This window comes from Herminiimonas arsenitoxidans (assembly GCF_900130075.1).
GTDB lineage: Bacteria > Pseudomonadota > Gammaproteobacteria > Burkholderiales > Burkholderiaceae_D > Oxalicibacterium > Oxalicibacterium arsenitoxidans.
The window spans coordinates 1,433,410-1,447,681 of record NZ_LT671418.1; the positions used below are offsets into that span (position 1 = coordinate 1,433,410).

The window sequence follows — 14,272 nt, forward strand, 5'->3', positions numbered from 1 at the left end:
AAATTGACTAAGTGCTGCCGCACAGAAAAAGCGCATGCACGTGTAAAATGCAGTCTTCCATTTTGTTCCTTGTTACCTCAACGCATCCCATGACATCACCTGTACATACTGACGAATTGCCAACAAAAAAGGCCATTCATCCTCTAGCTGGCTTCATTTTCATGACGCGCTGGCTGCAACTGCCATTGTATCTGGGTCTGATTCTGGCGCAATGCGTCTACGTTTATCATTTTTGGGTAGAACTGTCGGATTTGATCGGTGCCATCCTCGGCAACCCTGAATCCCTGAAACATATTTTAGATGTAGTCACGATTCCCGGCACGCAGCGGGCGGAGAAACTTACCGAAACAACCATCATGTTGGTCGTGCTCGGCCTGATCGACGTGGTCATGATTTCCAACCTCTTGATCATGGTGATTATCGGTGGCTACGAAACCTTCGTCTCACGCATGAACCTGGAAAGCCATCCCGATCAACCAGAATGGTTGTCGCACGTCAATGCGTCGGTACTGAAAGTCAAACTGGCGACAGCAATCATCGGCATCTCGTCCATCCATTTGCTGAAAACATTCATCAACGCATCTGCTTATGATGCAAAAACGCTATACGCGCAAACCGGAATTCATATTGTCTTCCTGTTGTCCGCAATGGCGATTGCCTATGCTGATCGCATCATGGCGGATACCAACGCACTGAATAAATCTTCCCACTAACGCTCACAGCCGACACTGCCATGACCATCATTAAACAAGACGATTTAATCGAATCCGTTGCTGCAGCATTACAGTACATCAGCTACTACCATCCGCAGGATTACATCCAGCACTTGGCTCGCGCATACGAGGCAGAACAAAGTCCGGCAGCAAAAGATGCGATTGCGCAAATCCTAACCAATTCGCGCATGTGCGCAGAAGGCAAGCGTCCTCTTTGTCAGGACACCGGCATCGTCAATGTGTTCTTGAAGATCGGTATGGAAGTCCGCTTTGAAGGATTCGGTAAAGGATCGATCACCGATGCGGTGAATGAAGGTGTGCGTCAGGCATACAACCATCCAGACAACACGCTGCGCGCATCGATTGTGGCTGATCCGCATTTCGAACGTAAAAACACCAAAGACAACACACCTGCTGTTGTGCACATGGAATTGGTTCCTGGCAACACTGTCGATATCCAAGTTGCGGCTAAAGGTGGCGGTTCGGAAAACAAAACCAAATTCGTCATGCTCAACCCTTCCGACTCGCTGGTCGATTGGGTCATGCAAACCGTACCTTTGATGGGCGCTGGCTGGTGTCCACCAGGCATGCTCGGTATTGGTATCGGTGGCACAGCAGAACGTGCAATGCTGATGGCCAAACAAGTGTTGATGGAAGACATCGACATGTACGATTTGAAAAAACGTGGCCCGCAAAACAAAACGGAAGAACTGCGTATTGAATTGTGCGACAAGATCAATTCACTCGGCATAGGCGCACAAGGTCTGGGCGGTTTGACCACTGTGCTCGACGTGAAGATCATGATGCATCCGACGCATGCGGCATCCAAACCAGTCGCCATGATTCCGAACTGTGCCGCGACTCGCCACGCGCACTTCGTACTCGATGGATCTGGCCCGGTTTATCTGGACCCGCCATCACTGTCCGATTGGCCGAACGTGAACTGGACGCCGAATACAGAGCAATCCAAACGCGTCGATCTGAATACGCTGACCAAGGAAGAAGTCGCTTCGTGGAAGCCAGGTCAAACCTTGCTTTTGAACGGCAAGATGCTGACTGGTCGCGATGCTGCACACAAACGCATCCAAGACATGTTGGCCAAAGGCGAAAAGCTGCCAGTCGACTTCACCAATCGCATCATCTATTACGTCGGCCCGGTCGATCCGGTGCGCGACGAGGCAGTTGGTCCAGCTGGTCCAACCACAGCAACTCGCATGGACAAATTTACCGAAATGATGCTGGCGCAAACCGGCTTGATCTCGATGGTCGGTAAAGCTGAACGTGGCCCAACCGCGATTGAAGCAATCAAGAAACATCAATCGGCTTACCTGATGGCGGTTGGTGGTGCCGCGTACTTGGTATCGAAAGCGATCAAGACCGCCAAAGTCCTCGGCTTCGAAGATCTGGGCATGGAAGCGATTTACGAATTCGATGTGACAGATATGCCCGTCACAGTCGCGGTTGACTCAAACGGCACCTCGGTACATACAACCGGGCCGAAGGAATGGAAAGAGAAGATCGAGAAGATTCGTTTGAACGAGATTCCGGTTACCGCGGTCTGACATCACATATCGATCAATTAAACAGCACAAACCGACGTGGCATTCTCCGCATATCCTGATCCTGTTGCAGCCGACGCACCGATAGGTATCTTCGACTCGGGCGTTGGCGCTTTGTCGGTGCTGCGTCATATCCAGGCACGCTTGCCGTCCGAACATTTATTGTGCTTTGCTGATTCCGGCTACGCACCGTACGGTGGCAAATCCGATGCTGAAATCATCGAGCGCACTTTGGCAATTGCGTCCTTTCTTGCAACCAAGAACATCAAGGCCATCGTTGTCGCCTGCAATACTGCGACCGCGGCAGCCATCGATGCCTTGCGCCAGCATTATCCGGAATTGATCATCGTCGGCGTCGAACCAGGTCTCAAACCAGCAGCCGTTTTTAGCAAAAGTGGCAAGGCTGGCGTATTGGCGACAGCCAGTACCATCGCAAGCAGTCGCTTCATCGCCCTGCGCGACCAAATCAGCTCATCAACTGGCGTCACGTTTCTGTCGCAAGCGTGTGTCGGCCTGGTTGAAAAAATTGAAAAAGGTGAGCTGGACTCACCCGAAACAGCCGCCATGCTGGAACGCTACGTCACACCGCTGCTGCGCGGTGGTGCCGATACGCTGGCCCTGGGCTGCACGCACTACCCTTTCGTACAACCGTTGATCGAAGCAATCGCGCAACGTGAAAGCGCCGTACCCGTTACGATCATCGATACCGGCGAAGCTGTGTCGCGTCAGCTCGAGCGACTATTGCAACAACGTGGCCTACAAAGATTTGAAACAACTGCAGGATCACTGCAAGCTTTCACAACAGGCAGCCGCAGCGCCCTTGTTCAAGCCTTCGCACAATTGCTGAATCAGCATCCCTCAGTCACAGAAATGCCTGCAAAAACGGCTGCGTGAGAATAATTTGATTCATTTCTTTATTTGATTTGCCAGCCGCGTATGAATTTTGTATAATGCGCAGCTGTCTAGCAAACATTGTTAGTCAGATAGTTGTAAATCAGTGGTGGCTGTAGCTCAGTTGGTAGAGTCCAGGATTGTGATTCCTGTTGTCGTGGGTTCGAGCCCCATCAGCCACCCCACTGTATTTCAATAAAATCAGCACTTTTTTCCTCGCTGATTTTTCATATTTTAAATCCACAATATTCAAACGATTTCACAACGCGCAATTTGACGCGACGTGCGTACGCCCATTTCCGCCTCATTTAAACGATGCAGGAAAGTTCAGAAGACGGAAAAGCAATCTGCCACGCGAGCAAACGTTTCCCGGCTCAGATTTGGCAAGACGCCATTAAAAGATTTTTTCTCCGCGCAGATAATCGATCACGATGGCATTAACGGCAGATAAGCGTGCCTCTGCGTTGCCACTCTGCGCTGCGACGATCTGACGCAAATAATCCAGCATCAAGGTTTTTGCCTTGCGCGCGACATCGATAGTCACGGCTTCTTCTTCGTAAAGAATGACATACGATCTGGCAAAGCTGGCGATCAGGAAATATGCGGCGGCATTATTCGCATCATTGTCGATAAGGGACAGGCACTGTGTACGCAGCTCAACGTAAGAATCTGTACCCGCTTCACGCGTTTCGAACTGGCTAACGATCTCTGTTAAATTCATTTTCACTTCCAAAATGATGGTCGGTTAAATTCAATTTTTCAAAGCAGTCGTTCATCACGATTTTTTACATCGCCTTGAGGACATATTGTACCTAAGCCGATAGAGATGCATCGTTCACGATCATTTTTGAATATACATCCCCAAAAAATCATTGGCCATTGCTCAACAAAGACGAGCTATTTTCGGTTTTCCCGCCTCACAATGAATCTGGCTTACTATAGACAGTGAACTACGAGCAGCACTCACTCTGACAAAAGGAGACTTTAGATGACTATCAAAAGTAAAAGCGCAGCATTGGTTCTCACAGCAACAGCAGCATTCATGTGCTCCCCGCTAGTAGTGCAAGCACAGTACGTTGGCCCATCAGCACAAATTACCGTCAGCTCAGTAGCCGATATTCTGAAAAATCCCGTCGACGATCAACCTGTCATGCTGCGTGGGCTTCTGATTAAGCAAGTAGGACACGATAAATACATCCTCTCCGATGGAACCGGTGAAATTCGCGTTGAGATCGATGCCAAGCGTTTTGCAGGGCAGCAAGTTGATGCGAATACCAAAGTCGAGTTAAGAGGAAAAGTGGAAAAAGACTTTCTTCAAAGTCCGGAGGTCGACGTAGATACGCTCATCTTATTGAGATAACTCGTCAAATAAATTGATACTCAAATGGGTATCGTAGACATAAAAAAAACCGTCGCATGCGACGGTTTTTTATTTTGCAGACCTGACTAAGATTAATGTCCGGACAATGCAGCTTCAGCAGCAGCATTTTGTTTACGGATTTTTTCTTTTTCAGCTTCAGCTTCCGGGCTCAATGGTGCAGCTGGATCTGTGCTTGTTGCAGCAGGTTCTGCAGGTGTATGGCTTTCAGCGCCACAACCAGCCAATAACATAGCCAACGCAAATGCTGCGAATAATACTTTACTCATTGCTCTTCCTTCTGGATTGATGATTCTATGTATTTTCAAACACTGGTTAATCACCAGCAGTTGATACGCGTACTCTCACGACGAAACAATGCATACGCCACTGAAACCACTGACTGGAATATAAGAGATGTTAAGAAAATGGTAAATTGTGGAATCCACGTACCTGCATGTACTGCAATGCAACATTGCTGCTGTTTCTTTTTTCCGGATATCACTATCGGATAACAATATTGAAAATTTGATGGCACGCGACGACTTGCACACTCTCGATATAGCCGGATGTAGGATCCTGGCCATGCCCGACTGTTGCGCTATCATTGCAGCTCATCGCCATTCAACTTGCACAATTCATGACCAAAACTCTGCTCGACACCAAAGCATTAGAAAACGTATTGGAAGAATTCGCTGATGCGCGCAATTGGCAGCAATTCCATTCACCCAAGAATCTGGCCATGGCCCTGACCGGTGAGGTAGGTGAGTTGGTAGAAATTTTTCAATGGCGTAGCGAAGAAGAATCCTGGCAAGTGGCACAAGCACCGGAAACCGCTGAACACGTACGTCAGGAACTGGCCGATGTTGCGCTGTATCTGATACGTCTGGCTTCAGTCCTCAAGGTTGATTTGAATGCAGCGATTCAAGACAAGCTTGTGATCAACGCAAAAAAATACCCAGCACTGTAAAATTCGTCACTGCCGACTTGATCGGCGCGAATCGAGATGAACGTTTTTTGCAACGTTCATCACTTCTTATATTCCCGTAAAGTTGACGATGGCTACGCGACACGCCATTCGATCATTCTGAAATTGCTCATGACCGATACACAATTCAACGCCAGAAAAAATACTGCCAGTACATTTACGGAATGGCTGCGCGAACAGAATCAAGATAACTGGAATGCCGCGATCAATCATCGCTTCATCGATGAGTTATTTGCCGGCACGGTGGCAGAAGATGTGCTGCAACATTATCTGGTGCAGGATTATCAATTCATCGATCGCTTCGTCGCCCTGCTAGGCGCAGCCATTGCCAGCGCTGATCGCTTTGAGTCACGGGTACGATTGGCACGCTTTGCTGCAATGATTACCAGCGATGAAAATACCTATTTCCTGCGCGCCTTCGATGAACTCGGCACCGCTGCCAAACATCGCACTGCGCCACAATTGACTGCACCAACCAAGGCATTTCAAGACTTGATGGCAGAAGCGGCTGAAAGCAGAATCTATCCTTTGTGCCTGTCTGTCTTGGTCGTGGCGGAATGGCTGTACTTGAGCTGGGCTGACCGTCCAAACGCTACGCTGCCAGAACGCTTTATTCATGCAGAGTGGATTACCTTGCATAACAATCCAGCCTTTGCCGAATTCATTAGCTGGTTACGTTCAGAACTGGATCGCACTGGTGCGGCACTCGATGCCGATGGACAGGCACGCAGCGCGGATATGTTCGGTCGCGCCGTCAAGCTGGAGCGTGAGTTCTTCGATCACGTTTACACTCCGCTCCAATACTCCTGAATCCCTGCCTGTACGCATGCGACGGGCCATCATCCTCGTTAAGGAACACCATGTCTTTTACTGCTGAAATCTGGAAGAAAAATGCGGCCTTGTTTGAAACAATCCGCACCATGCCATTCAATCAGGAACTCGCTGACGGTACATTGAGCAAAGAGCGCTTCCGTCATTACATGATTCAGGACGCGCACTATCTGGTCGCTTTCGGTCGTGCACTGGCTATTGCCGCCGCCAAGGCAGACAATGCCGATGAAGTAGTGCAGTTCGCCAACGCAGCGCACGGCGCAGTGGTGGTCGAGCGCAGCTTGCACAAGGACTTCATGGAGCAATTTGGCGTCAGCCCGGCTACCTTTGCCGCCACGCCACTTTCGCCAACCACACATCATTACAGCAGCTATCTGCTGGCTAATTCGTGGAGCGCATCTTATCCAGTCGCCTTGGCCGGTTTACTGCCCTGCTTCTGGATCTACGCCGAAATCGGCCGCGATATTCTCGGCCGCACAGGCAAGAACAATCCTTACGACTCATGGATAGGCACCTACGGTGGTGAAGAATTCCACGCTGCTGTACGCGCTGTGATCGCAACTGTTGATCGCGTAGCGTCTGTTGCCAGTGAAGAGACACGTCGTGACATGCATATCGCTTATACGCATGCAGCCAAACTGGAATGGATGTTCTGGGATTCTGCTTATCGTCTGGAGCAATGGCCGGTCTAAATAAGCTTTATTGCTGATCGCAATACAAGGCAGCGACTGCATGTGCAAGAGCCCAATTCATAGCTTGAATCGGGCTCTTTTTTATTTCACCTGTTTATTGCAGCATCCGGCATTGCTTCCCGACGATTGTTGTACTTCAGGTAGTAAGCATGCTCCTGCCATGCCAAACGAGTAGTAGACTGTGGAGGTGATTACAGCAATGCCGCATGTTACGCATGGACATATGTATTATTCTGAATGATCGTACCCGCTAGTACCTAGCGACACGTCACTTCCCTACTAATCGACAGGAGTTCATTATGGACGAAGAAAATTTCAACCTCAGCATGCGTAAATTTTTGAAAATGGTGGGAGTGAGCTCACAGCATGAAATTGAAAAAGCAGTGGAAGCAGCGATAGCAAACGGCAGCATTGCCGGTACCGAATCATTCCCTGCAAAGGTCACGCTGGAAATTGAAGGACTCAAATTGAATATCACCTTTGATGGTGAAATTCGTCTTCAATAAATAGGAATTGAATCAAGGTGCCTCTCATTATTATTCGAGCACCATGACTAGAAACCGGATGCACAGTGATGTGCATCCGGTTTTTACTTTATCTTCTCGACCCTGTTACCGGCCTCATCTCACCCGATCTTGATGCAAGAGCTCACCATTTATATGGCGGAATCGCCATCGTGACCAAGGCGCTGATTTGCGTTTGCTCAATAAATTGATCTGGGCTGCTTTCTGCCGCTGCGCGTATTGGATGTGCAATGATGAACAAGCCACCGATCACGGTGATTGCGCATATCAGCAGGGTGTAGTGAAGTTTTCTCATGTTGTGTTCTCGATTCTATAGAAGGTTCTTCAACAGAAAGTATTAAGGAAGCGTGCCCGCAATCAACTCGCTACCAACTGTAATCTGCGGCCCAAAAGGCAAAATATTGGCATGTGGCCCCAGCACCTTATTCGCACTGTCCTTACTCATCTGTTGCTTCATTCCTAACCATGGATTACGTTTCTTACGCTGCAAGAAATTCTCTTCTCCCAGCGCGTGTACAAATTGCGGCGTGAAAATAGATGGCTCGGTTTTGTTATAGGCATAACCTTCCATCCGAATTTTATTTCCTAAATACCTCAGGGCTTCCACACGCTTTCTTTTCAACATCTTTTCAATGCGTTCCGCTTGATGCTCGGCAATTTCATGGCGTGTATTGATATATCCCGGCCATTCAACGTCGCCTAATTTTTCTGCAATCAAATGCTTGAAAATATCTTGTGGTGTTGTTTGGAGTATGGACATGATCACCTCTGATTTATTGCGCCTCTAATCGCTACGTCTTATCCAGGGTGCTTCTACCTTGCTCTCAAATTCCTTACTTATTCATGCAGCAAACAGCCAGTTTGAGCAGGATATTGGCATCGTAGCGGTACCGTGGAATCCGCCATATAGGACAGCAACGCAACTTCGTGTAGGAAAAGATGAAGAAATGCAAACATTTCCCATGAATACGGTATGTCCAAGATAGGATGGTCAGCTTAAGCGGAGCTTAAAAGAATGCCTTAATGTTGATTCCTGCAAATAATATGTATGAATTTCCTGTACGCTTCGTTCTTCAGGATTAAATTGAAATGCACCATGTCTGACGGCTCTTCTGCGCAATCCGCACCTTCCATCCCTGCACTCGCTATCCCTGCCTTATCGCTTGCCGCCTTCGGTAGCGCGATTTCGCTGCGTGTTACGGACCCCTTACTACCGCGACTGGCACAAGAATTCGGCATTTCCCTGGGGAATGTTTCTTATGTCATTACTGCTTTTTCCATCGCGTACGGCATCTCCCAATTGTTTTTTGGCCCGGTTGGTGACCGCTTCGGGAAGTACTTCGTCATTTCCTGCGCATGTGTAGCCTGCGCCTTGACCGCGCTGCTATGTGCACTCGCGCCCAGCTATCCCTTGCTTCTTGTCGCCCGTCTGCTGGCAGGAGCCACTGCAGCGGCCATCATTCCCTTGTCCATGGCCTGGATCGGCGACGTCGTTCCTTATGACGAACGCCAACCGGTACTTGCCCAGTTCCTGATCGGGCAAATTGTGGGCATTTCTGCCGGTGTATTGCTGGGTGGTCTGGCCGCCGATTATTTCAGCTGGCGTGTGCCGTTTTTCGGCATTTCACTGTGTTTTGTCTTGATCAGCCTGACACTGTTTTCCTTCAATCGACGTCTGCCAGCTTATGCACTGACCACGCACAAAGCTGAAGGCGCCGTAGTGCCGCGTATGATTAACGAGTTCCGACAGGTATTGTCGAAACCGTGGGCGCGCATCGTGCTGATCACCGTGTTCCTGGAAGGCGGCTTCTTGTACGGCGCCTTTGCATTCATTGCCACCCATTTGCATCACAAACACCAAATATCACTGACGAATGCCGCTTCCCTGGTCATGCTGTTCGGCCTGGGCGGCTTGCTGTATGCCAGCACTTCGCGCAAATTGGTGCGCAATCTGGGTGAAAAAGGTTTGGCTCTCTGGGGCGGCATTATCATCGCCGCCTCCTTCCTGACCATTGGGCTGGCACCAAGCTGGTGGTGGGCAATCCCGGGCTGTTTCGCTGCTGGCCTTGGTTTTTATATGCTGCATAACACTTTGCAGATCAATGCCACACAAATGGCACCGGAACGACGTGGTGCAGCCGTTTCTGCCTTTGCCTCCTTTTTCTACTTGGGCCAATCGGTAGGTGTCGGTGCTGCAGGCTTAGGCATTGCCTATCTGGGCACCAGTGTCGTGATTACCATCGGCGCCATCGGTGTCCTGCTGGTCGCCTTGAATTTTTCTCGACTGAAGTCAGCGCACATGACAGGCAATTCTTGAATTGCACAAGAACAAGCTATTTTCTTGCTCCGGGTCCCGTTAGCGATATACTGATATTGCACACTATCGCTAATCAGGAGGCTATATGTATCGCAAAATTCTGGTCGCCTACAATGGCACACCCGAAAGCCGTTCCGCTTTGCAAGAATGTGTAAGACTCGCCCCCGGCCCCACCACTGAGATCCATTTGCTGGCCGTCGTCAGTCCTCCTCAATCCGTCGTCATCGGTGAATATGCGATGGTGGCGATGCTTGGTGTTGAAGAAGAAATTGCGGCCGAAAAGCAAAAAATGGCAGATGAACTCGCTGCCGGTCATGCTCATTTGCGCGAAGCCGGTTTGACCGTACACCCACACCTCGAAATGGGTGAGCCGGTGCCCATGATTGCAGACATGGTCGAGAAATTGGGTATAGAACTCGTGATCGTCGGTCATTCGCGCCTCCAATCACTGGCGATGCGGTGGTGGCGTGGCTCTACCGATGCCCTGCTCGTTGAAAAGATACGCTGCATGAAGCGCGCCGCGATAAATAGCGGCTTTATCGCGAGATAAATGCCTTTGTTAAACATTTCGCTGTGTGAAAGATAATTACACCGCAAGGAAATCGCCGATACTCCGTGGTTTCTATGAAACCCACCCCTCGTCTCCGCCGTCTGTTCGTTCCTACCCTCGCAGCAATCGTCAACCGCTACCTTCTAGAAGTCTCCGCAGCCAAGAAAGGCGCGGCCGCTGAGCGCTCCATTGCGCGCACCTGGCTCGGCACTAGGCTGGCTGGCCGTCCCGTTGATCGCATCCGTAATACGGACCTGATTGAAATCCGTGACGCTTGGCTGAAGGATAAGGCCGCGTCGACCGTCGTGCGCCGGCTGGCTTTCCTCTCCCATGTGTTCACGGTGCTGCGTAAGGATTGGGGCTGGCACGAGCTGGCCAACCCTGTGCAGCTCGTACGCCGGCCGGCTGTGAGCGATGCCCGCGACCGTAGGCTGTTCGATCAGATCAAGCTGCGCGGCATCTCTGAAGACGAATGCCCGCCTGGTGAACTGGAATGGATCATGCGGTCGACGCGGTCGGCCGAGCTGCCTACCATCATGGTGCTGGCGTCTGAATCCGGCATGCGTCGCGGCGAGATATGCGGCATTTTGCGGGAGCGTATAGATATGGTGTACGGCGTGGTTCACCTGGTAGATACGAAGAACGGCACCTCTCGCGAGGTACCGCTTACGCCCAAGGCGAAGGAAGAGTTGCGCCTATTCTTAGTCGGCCGCCCATTGCGTGGCCGTGTGTTCACGATGTCGCCGGGCTCGGTAACGCGGGCCTTTATACGTGCGCGCCATCGCGCCAGAGCCAAGTATGAGGCGTTATGTGCCCGACTCGGGCGACGCGCCAATACGGCCTATTTCCGCGATCTGCGGCTTCACGACTTGCGCCATGAGGCGACATCCGTGCTGGCCCCGATCTTCGAGCTGCACGAGATGGCGAAAATCAGCGGTCACAAAGATACCCGAATGCTCTTGCGCTACTACCACCCACGCGGGCGAGATTTAGCGCACAAGCTGGCGCGCAGCGTGGTCGGCCGCCGCCAGTTGGCAGAGCTTCGCGCGCAGCGCGCCCTGTACCGCGCCGTGCAAGCGGATTTAATCGCCGTCGCCCATGTACCGGAAGCCTTGCACGGCTCGGAAGTGGCCGCCATAGCCGGCCTTGCCGATCGCGCCGGCTCCGCTTCGCTCGGCTGACTTGGCCATCGACTTCATGCATCGCACTTTGTCAGCGCCGACGAGATTGGCTGATACCTGCGTCCAACGAGGGTTTCGCCTGAGCGCGGCCGCCAAGCCCGGATGGCTGGTGTGAAACAGCGTACGCATCGGTTTGCCGTAGCGGTTCTCGCCACGCGCCCACAGGTCGCACACCGCGTCGAGGAAGCGGATGCCGACGCCTGCGCCTTGCCACTCGGGCATGATCACCAGTCGAGATGCGCGTGCCTCAATCATTCCGGGTCTAGTAGACACACCGACGTGTCCAACGAGATGGCCATCGACCGTGGCCACGTAGTTGGTGGCGGCGATCATCTTTGGCATCTTCAGATAATGATGCGGCTCAAAGCGTGGCCAATGTCGCCAGTCTGTCTGCCACAACTGGACGTCGATACGCGGGCTGGGCCGATCCCACCCCCGAGAAAACTCGCCGGTACCGGAATCGAGAACCCAATCCGGCTTGATCCAATCGAGGATGTCGTAGTGGCAGGACAGCAGGACAATTTGTCCTTTGCCGCGTCGCCATGCTTTGGCAAATGCGCCGGCTCCGACTTGGGCAATCTGACGGTCGACAACGCTGGTGAATTCGTCCAGTACTGCGCGCTCCGGTGCCTCGCTGATCAAGCGCGCCAGGTTAGCGCGGAACTGTTCGCCGTTCGACAGTACCGCGTACGGCCGCAACCATGTCGGCACGCTACCGAGACCTACCGATGAAAGCGCGGACGTCACGTCGTCAAAACTGCCTGCAGGCGCGATCGCCTCGATCACTGGCGTGTTGGCTGGCCATGTCGGCCGGTAGATCGCACCGTCGCCCCATATTGCTGAGCCGATGCTGGTCTTGCCGCTGCCGCTAGGGCCGACGACAACGCCGATCTGCCAGTCGTTGGCGTCGATCGGCAGATCTATATCAAGATTGAAGTTTGCGCCGCTGTCGACGTTGAATAGCGACTTGACGCGTGATGCGCGGTAGCTGTCGAAGTCGTCGCACTGGTGACGGATGGCGATCTTCATACCGTCACCACTTTCAGCTTGTAGCCCTTGCTGGCCAGCGCGGTGAAGACCGCCTTTTGATGCTTCTCGTCTCTGCAGTGAACGACGATGCCGAACTGCTGCTGATAGATAAACCCGTTCTTACCTGGTTGTTTCTTTGGCGCTGTCATGAGTGACTCCCGGTGCAGGCGCTCGATGGCGTTCTGGTGCGGGACTCATGGCCCTCAATTGATTAATGACCGCGCAGCGCGGGCACTTAATTATCAGGCGGGTAAAGATACCGACGCCTAGTTTCTTGTTGCAACTGCCGCAGCGAATCTCCTGCATTGATGTTTCTCCGTGCTAATATTCGCCCGCCTCCGTACGGGGTGGCAGGGCCTTGGCGGAGCATGCAGTTCTTTTGCGTGCAATGTGGCTGGCTGGAATGTTGACGCATTCCGAAGGTCGCCTTGTCTTTTTTTCGTACCTGGTGATGCTTGAATTTTGTACAGAACGGCGGACATGTGTCCGCCGTTTTTCATTGGCTCAATGGGTTTGCAAACTTGCGCAATTTCGCAAACTGCCTCTCGGCGGCGTCATTTCTTCATCGGCTGCCCTCCATAAAGTTAGCGTGATTTCCAGCACACGCCAGCGTTAGGTTATCGATACGGGCTTTACGGCCTCCGCCATGCTGCGGTAGATGTCCTCCTGCAGCAGATAGCCTTCCAGCTCCCAAATTTTCTCGACCGCAGCCTCGCGGGAATATTGCTGGCCAAGGTCTTCCTTGAAGTTGGCCAGGTCAACGCAGCTCGACTCGCCGCGCACCGTAAAGCCGTTCCGCAGCGTGAGCTCACAGATCATTGTCTTGCCGCTGGCGGTGCGTATAAATGATTCGCCGGTGATCTTGGCCTTGATGCCGTCGATAGTTACCTTGTTCGGAGGTGCTGACTTCATGATGTACTTTCATTCAGTGAAAAAGACTTTCGCAGGATGCTGCGGCCTAAGCCGCCTCTGATTACGGAAGTTGCTCTGGTTCTGGTGCCGGCTCTGGCACCGGCGCTACGTCAGTCAGCCAATCGGGTACCGGGCCGCCGCCGTCATAGCTGGCCGGCGTGCCGTCCACGTCCACCGCCGTTCCAAACTGGTACACATCGAGCACGGCCGGCTTTGTTTCAGTTGCCGGCGTTTTCACGTAGTACAGCGTGTCAGCGCGGTGGTCTTCAACAACTTCCCATGCGGCACCAACGCGACGTTGAATCATGCCGGCCGGAGCTTCCGGCGCAAGGTCTGCGTACGCGCGATACGGGATGTTGAAAAAACCCGGTGCCAGAGCGAGTTCGTTGGCGGCCGTGCGGAACTGGAAAAAACCGAATTGGTCGGTTTGGTCAACAGGGATGGTATTCATATTTCTCCTTTAAAAAGTATTTGCACTGCAAATGCGAGAGCGCTCGGTAGCTACAAATCCGACACTCTCAGGAGCCACGGTCACCCGTTGCTGGGCCGCGCTGACTTGTCCGCCGGTGGCGCAAACGGTGCCAATTGGATTGCCGGCAGTAGTGGCTACGCGACCGGTAATACAGGCACCGCTGAAACTGCTCCGAAGCACACGGCTTATCACCCTCGCATTCATGCTTAGGCTGTCTGCCCCACTGCAAATGCGAGGGTGCTTGGTAGCAAGCAAG

At 52.1% G+C, this 14,272-nt stretch carries 20 protein-coding genes and 1 tRNA gene; 12 read left to right on the plus strand and 9 right to left on the minus strand.

The features are described 5' to 3' along the window. Window positions 1–89 precede the first annotated feature (89 nt). The 4 genes from BQ6873_RS06700 (at window position 90) to BQ6873_RS06715 (ending at window position 3,348) form a co-directional block, all read left to right on the plus strand. Complete coding sequence (locus BQ6873_RS06700; RefSeq protein WP_076591954.1) at window positions 90–713, plus strand: YqhA family protein; 624 nt, start codon at window positions 90–92, stop codon at window positions 711–713. A gap of 20 nt (window positions 714–733) precedes the next feature. Next, a complete protein-coding gene (locus BQ6873_RS06705) occupies window positions 734–2,275 on the plus strand; it encodes a fumarate hydratase (RefSeq protein WP_076591955.1) in 1,542 nt (513 codons plus the stop codon). A gap of 36 nt (window positions 2,276–2,311) precedes the next feature. After that, complete coding sequence (gene murI / locus BQ6873_RS06710) at window positions 2,312–3,166, plus strand: glutamate racemase (protein ID WP_076591956.1); 855 nt, start codon at window positions 2,312–2,314, stop codon at window positions 3,164–3,166. A gap of 106 nt (window positions 3,167–3,272) precedes the next feature. After that, window positions 3,273–3,348, plus strand: a tRNA-His gene (locus tag BQ6873_RS06715). 209 nt (window positions 3,349–3,557) lie between these two features. On the opposite strand, the gene BQ6873_RS06720 is transcribed toward BQ6873_RS06715, so the two are convergent. Continuing rightward, window positions 3,558–3,884, minus strand: coding sequence for a hypothetical protein (locus BQ6873_RS06720; RefSeq protein WP_076591957.1), 327 nt, complete (start codon window positions 3,882–3,884; stop codon window positions 3,558–3,560). A 267-nt stretch (window positions 3,885–4,151) separates the two neighbouring features. On the opposite strand from BQ6873_RS06720, the gene BQ6873_RS06725 reads away from it, so the two are divergent. Further along, window positions 4,152–4,523 carry a YgiW/YdeI family stress tolerance OB fold protein gene (locus BQ6873_RS06725; protein WP_076591958.1) on the plus strand — a complete coding sequence of 124 codons (372 nt, stop codon included), beginning with the start codon at window positions 4,152–4,154 and terminating at the stop codon, window positions 4,521–4,523. Between the two features lie 92 nt (window positions 4,524–4,615). Here BQ6873_RS06725 and BQ6873_RS06730 read toward each other — a convergent pair whose 3' ends face one another. Then, a complete protein-coding gene (locus BQ6873_RS06730) occupies window positions 4,616–4,810 on the minus strand; it encodes a hypothetical protein (RefSeq protein WP_076591959.1) in 195 nt (64 codons plus the stop codon). Between the two features lie 350 nt (window positions 4,811–5,160). Here BQ6873_RS06730 and BQ6873_RS06735 point away from each other — a divergent pair, with 350 nt between their 5' ends. The 4 genes from BQ6873_RS06735 to BQ6873_RS06750 all read left to right on the plus strand — a co-directional run bounded on the left by BQ6873_RS06735 (window position 5,161) and on the right by BQ6873_RS06750 (window position 7,537). After that, the gene (locus tag BQ6873_RS06735; RefSeq protein ID WP_076593985.1) at window positions 5,161–5,490 is read left to right on the plus strand and encodes a nucleotide pyrophosphohydrolase; all 330 of its coding nucleotides are present in this window, start codon (window positions 5,161–5,163) and stop codon (window positions 5,488–5,490) included. 129 nt (window positions 5,491–5,619) lie between these two features. Further along, window positions 5,620–6,318 carry a TenA family protein gene (locus BQ6873_RS06740; RefSeq protein ID WP_076593986.1) on the plus strand — a complete coding sequence of 233 codons (699 nt, stop codon included), beginning with the start codon at window positions 5,620–5,622 and terminating at the stop codon, window positions 6,316–6,318. Window positions 6,319–6,368: 50 nt separating this feature from the next. Further along, window positions 6,369–7,031, plus strand: coding sequence for a thiaminase II (gene tenA, locus BQ6873_RS06745; protein WP_076591960.1), 663 nt, complete (start codon window positions 6,369–6,371; stop codon window positions 7,029–7,031). 299 nt (window positions 7,032–7,330) lie between these two features. Then, window positions 7,331–7,537, plus strand: coding sequence for a DUF6494 family protein (locus tag BQ6873_RS06750; RefSeq protein ID WP_076591961.1), 207 nt, complete (start codon window positions 7,331–7,333; stop codon window positions 7,535–7,537). A 142-nt stretch (window positions 7,538–7,679) separates the two neighbouring features. On the opposite strand, the gene BQ6873_RS18020 is transcribed toward BQ6873_RS06750, so the two are convergent. Together BQ6873_RS18020 and BQ6873_RS06755 are read right to left on the minus strand one after the other, a co-directional pair. Beyond that, the gene (locus tag BQ6873_RS18020) at window positions 7,680–7,850 is read right to left on the minus strand and encodes a hypothetical protein (protein WP_157889138.1); all 171 of its coding nucleotides are present in this window, start codon (window positions 7,848–7,850) and stop codon (window positions 7,680–7,682) included. Between the two features lie 42 nt (window positions 7,851–7,892). After that, on the minus strand, window positions 7,893–8,315 hold the full coding sequence (locus BQ6873_RS06755) for a hypothetical protein (protein ID WP_076591962.1): 423 nt from the start codon (window positions 8,313–8,315) through the stop codon (window positions 7,893–7,895). 336 nt (window positions 8,316–8,651) lie between these two features. Between BQ6873_RS06755 and BQ6873_RS06760 the strand changes: the two genes are divergently transcribed. The 3 genes from BQ6873_RS06760 to BQ6873_RS06770 all read left to right on the plus strand — a co-directional run bounded on the left by BQ6873_RS06760 (window position 8,652) and on the right by BQ6873_RS06770 (window position 11,603). Then, on the plus strand, window positions 8,652–9,872 hold the full coding sequence (locus BQ6873_RS06760) for an MFS transporter (RefSeq protein WP_076591963.1): 1,221 nt from the start codon (window positions 8,652–8,654) through the stop codon (window positions 9,870–9,872). Between the two features lie 85 nt (window positions 9,873–9,957). Further along, window positions 9,958–10,422 carry a universal stress protein gene (locus BQ6873_RS06765; RefSeq protein ID WP_076591964.1) on the plus strand — a complete coding sequence of 155 codons (465 nt, stop codon included), beginning with the start codon at window positions 9,958–9,960 and terminating at the stop codon, window positions 10,420–10,422. A gap of 74 nt (window positions 10,423–10,496) precedes the next feature. Then, a complete protein-coding gene (locus tag BQ6873_RS06770; RefSeq protein WP_083664406.1) occupies window positions 10,497–11,603 on the plus strand; it encodes a tyrosine-type recombinase/integrase in 1,107 nt (368 codons plus the stop codon). Here BQ6873_RS06770 and BQ6873_RS06775 read toward each other — a convergent pair. The 5 genes from BQ6873_RS06775 to BQ6873_RS06790 form a co-directional block, all read right to left on the minus strand. Next, on the minus strand, window positions 11,505–12,632 hold the full coding sequence (locus tag BQ6873_RS06775; protein ID WP_076591965.1) for a GNAT family N-acetyltransferase: 1,128 nt from the start codon (window positions 12,630–12,632) through the stop codon (window positions 11,505–11,507). The two genes, BQ6873_RS06770 and BQ6873_RS06775, sit on opposite strands and share 99 nt — an antisense overlap. Continuing rightward, a complete protein-coding gene (locus BQ6873_RS18110; RefSeq protein ID WP_173830587.1) occupies window positions 12,629–12,781 on the minus strand; it encodes a hypothetical protein in 153 nt (50 codons plus the stop codon). The genes BQ6873_RS06775 and BQ6873_RS18110 overlap by 4 nt, the downstream gene beginning before the upstream one ends. Next, entirely contained in the window at window positions 12,753–12,938 is a 186-nt protein-coding gene (locus tag BQ6873_RS06780; protein WP_076591966.1) for a Com family DNA-binding transcriptional regulator, read from the minus strand. Before BQ6873_RS06780 ends, BQ6873_RS18110 begins: the two co-directional genes overlap by 29 nt. Before the next feature lie 306 nt (window positions 12,939–13,244). After that, complete coding sequence (locus BQ6873_RS06785) at window positions 13,245–13,544, minus strand: Gp49 family protein (protein ID WP_076591967.1); 300 nt, start codon at window positions 13,542–13,544, stop codon at window positions 13,245–13,247. Between the two features lie 61 nt (window positions 13,545–13,605). Further along, window positions 13,606–13,995, minus strand: a complete 390-nt coding sequence (locus tag BQ6873_RS06790) for a hypothetical protein (protein ID WP_076591968.1) — start codon at window positions 13,993–13,995, stop codon at window positions 13,606–13,608. Window positions 13,996–14,272 lie beyond the last annotated feature (277 nt).

What these genes read in the sequence shown, in the direction of transcription:
- BQ6873_RS06765 (WP_076591964.1), top strand. Translation starts at nt 9,958, where the DNA reads ATGTATCGCAAAATTCTGGTCGCCTACAATGGCACACCCGAAAGCCGT.
- BQ6873_RS06780 (WP_076591966.1), bottom strand. Translation starts at nt 12,938, where the DNA reads ATGCAGGAGATTCGCTGCGGCAGTTGCAACAAGAAACTAGGCGTCGGT.
- BQ6873_RS06725 (WP_076591958.1), top strand. Translation starts at nt 4,152, where the DNA reads ATGACTATCAAAAGTAAAAGCGCAGCATTGGTTCTCACAGCAACAGCA.
- BQ6873_RS06775 (WP_076591965.1), bottom strand. Translation starts at nt 12,632, where the DNA reads ATGAAGATCGCCATCCGTCACCAGTGCGACGACTTCGACAGCTACCGC.
- BQ6873_RS06755 (WP_076591962.1), bottom strand. Translation starts at nt 8,315, where the DNA reads ATGTCCATACTCCAAACAACACCACAAGATATTTTCAAGCATTTGATT.
- BQ6873_RS06730 (WP_076591959.1), bottom strand. Translation starts at nt 4,810, where the DNA reads ATGAGTAAAGTATTATTCGCAGCATTTGCGTTGGCTATGTTATTGGCT.
- tenA (WP_076591960.1), top strand. Translation starts at nt 6,369, where the DNA reads ATGTCTTTTACTGCTGAAATCTGGAAGAAAAATGCGGCCTTGTTTGAA.
- BQ6873_RS06790 (WP_076591968.1), bottom strand. Translation starts at nt 13,995, where the DNA reads ATGAATACCATCCCTGTTGACCAAACCGACCAATTCGGTTTTTTCCAG.
- BQ6873_RS06700 (WP_076591954.1), top strand. Translation starts at nt 90, where the DNA reads ATGACATCACCTGTACATACTGACGAATTGCCAACAAAAAAGGCCATT.
- BQ6873_RS06705 (WP_076591955.1), top strand. Translation starts at nt 734, where the DNA reads ATGACCATCATTAAACAAGACGATTTAATCGAATCCGTTGCTGCAGCA.
- BQ6873_RS06720 (WP_076591957.1), bottom strand. Translation starts at nt 3,884, where the DNA reads ATGAATTTAACAGAGATCGTTAGCCAGTTCGAAACGCGTGAAGCGGGT.
- BQ6873_RS18020 (WP_157889138.1), bottom strand. Translation starts at nt 7,850, where the DNA reads ATGAGAAAACTTCACTACACCCTGCTGATATGCGCAATCACCGTGATC.
- BQ6873_RS06735 (WP_076593985.1), top strand. Translation starts at nt 5,161, where the DNA reads ATGACCAAAACTCTGCTCGACACCAAAGCATTAGAAAACGTATTGGAA.
- BQ6873_RS06785 (WP_076591967.1), bottom strand. Translation starts at nt 13,544, where the DNA reads ATGAAGTCAGCACCTCCGAACAAGGTAACTATCGACGGCATCAAGGCC.
- BQ6873_RS18110 (WP_173830587.1), bottom strand. Translation starts at nt 12,781, where the DNA reads ATGACAGCGCCAAAGAAACAACCAGGTAAGAACGGGTTTATCTATCAG.
- BQ6873_RS06770 (WP_083664406.1), top strand. Translation starts at nt 10,497, where the DNA reads ATGAAACCCACCCCTCGTCTCCGCCGTCTGTTCGTTCCTACCCTCGCA.
- BQ6873_RS06750 (WP_076591961.1), top strand. Translation starts at nt 7,331, where the DNA reads ATGGACGAAGAAAATTTCAACCTCAGCATGCGTAAATTTTTGAAAATG.
- BQ6873_RS06740 (WP_076593986.1), top strand. Translation starts at nt 5,620, where the DNA reads ATGACCGATACACAATTCAACGCCAGAAAAAATACTGCCAGTACATTT.
- BQ6873_RS06760 (WP_076591963.1), top strand. Translation starts at nt 8,652, where the DNA reads ATGTCTGACGGCTCTTCTGCGCAATCCGCACCTTCCATCCCTGCACTC.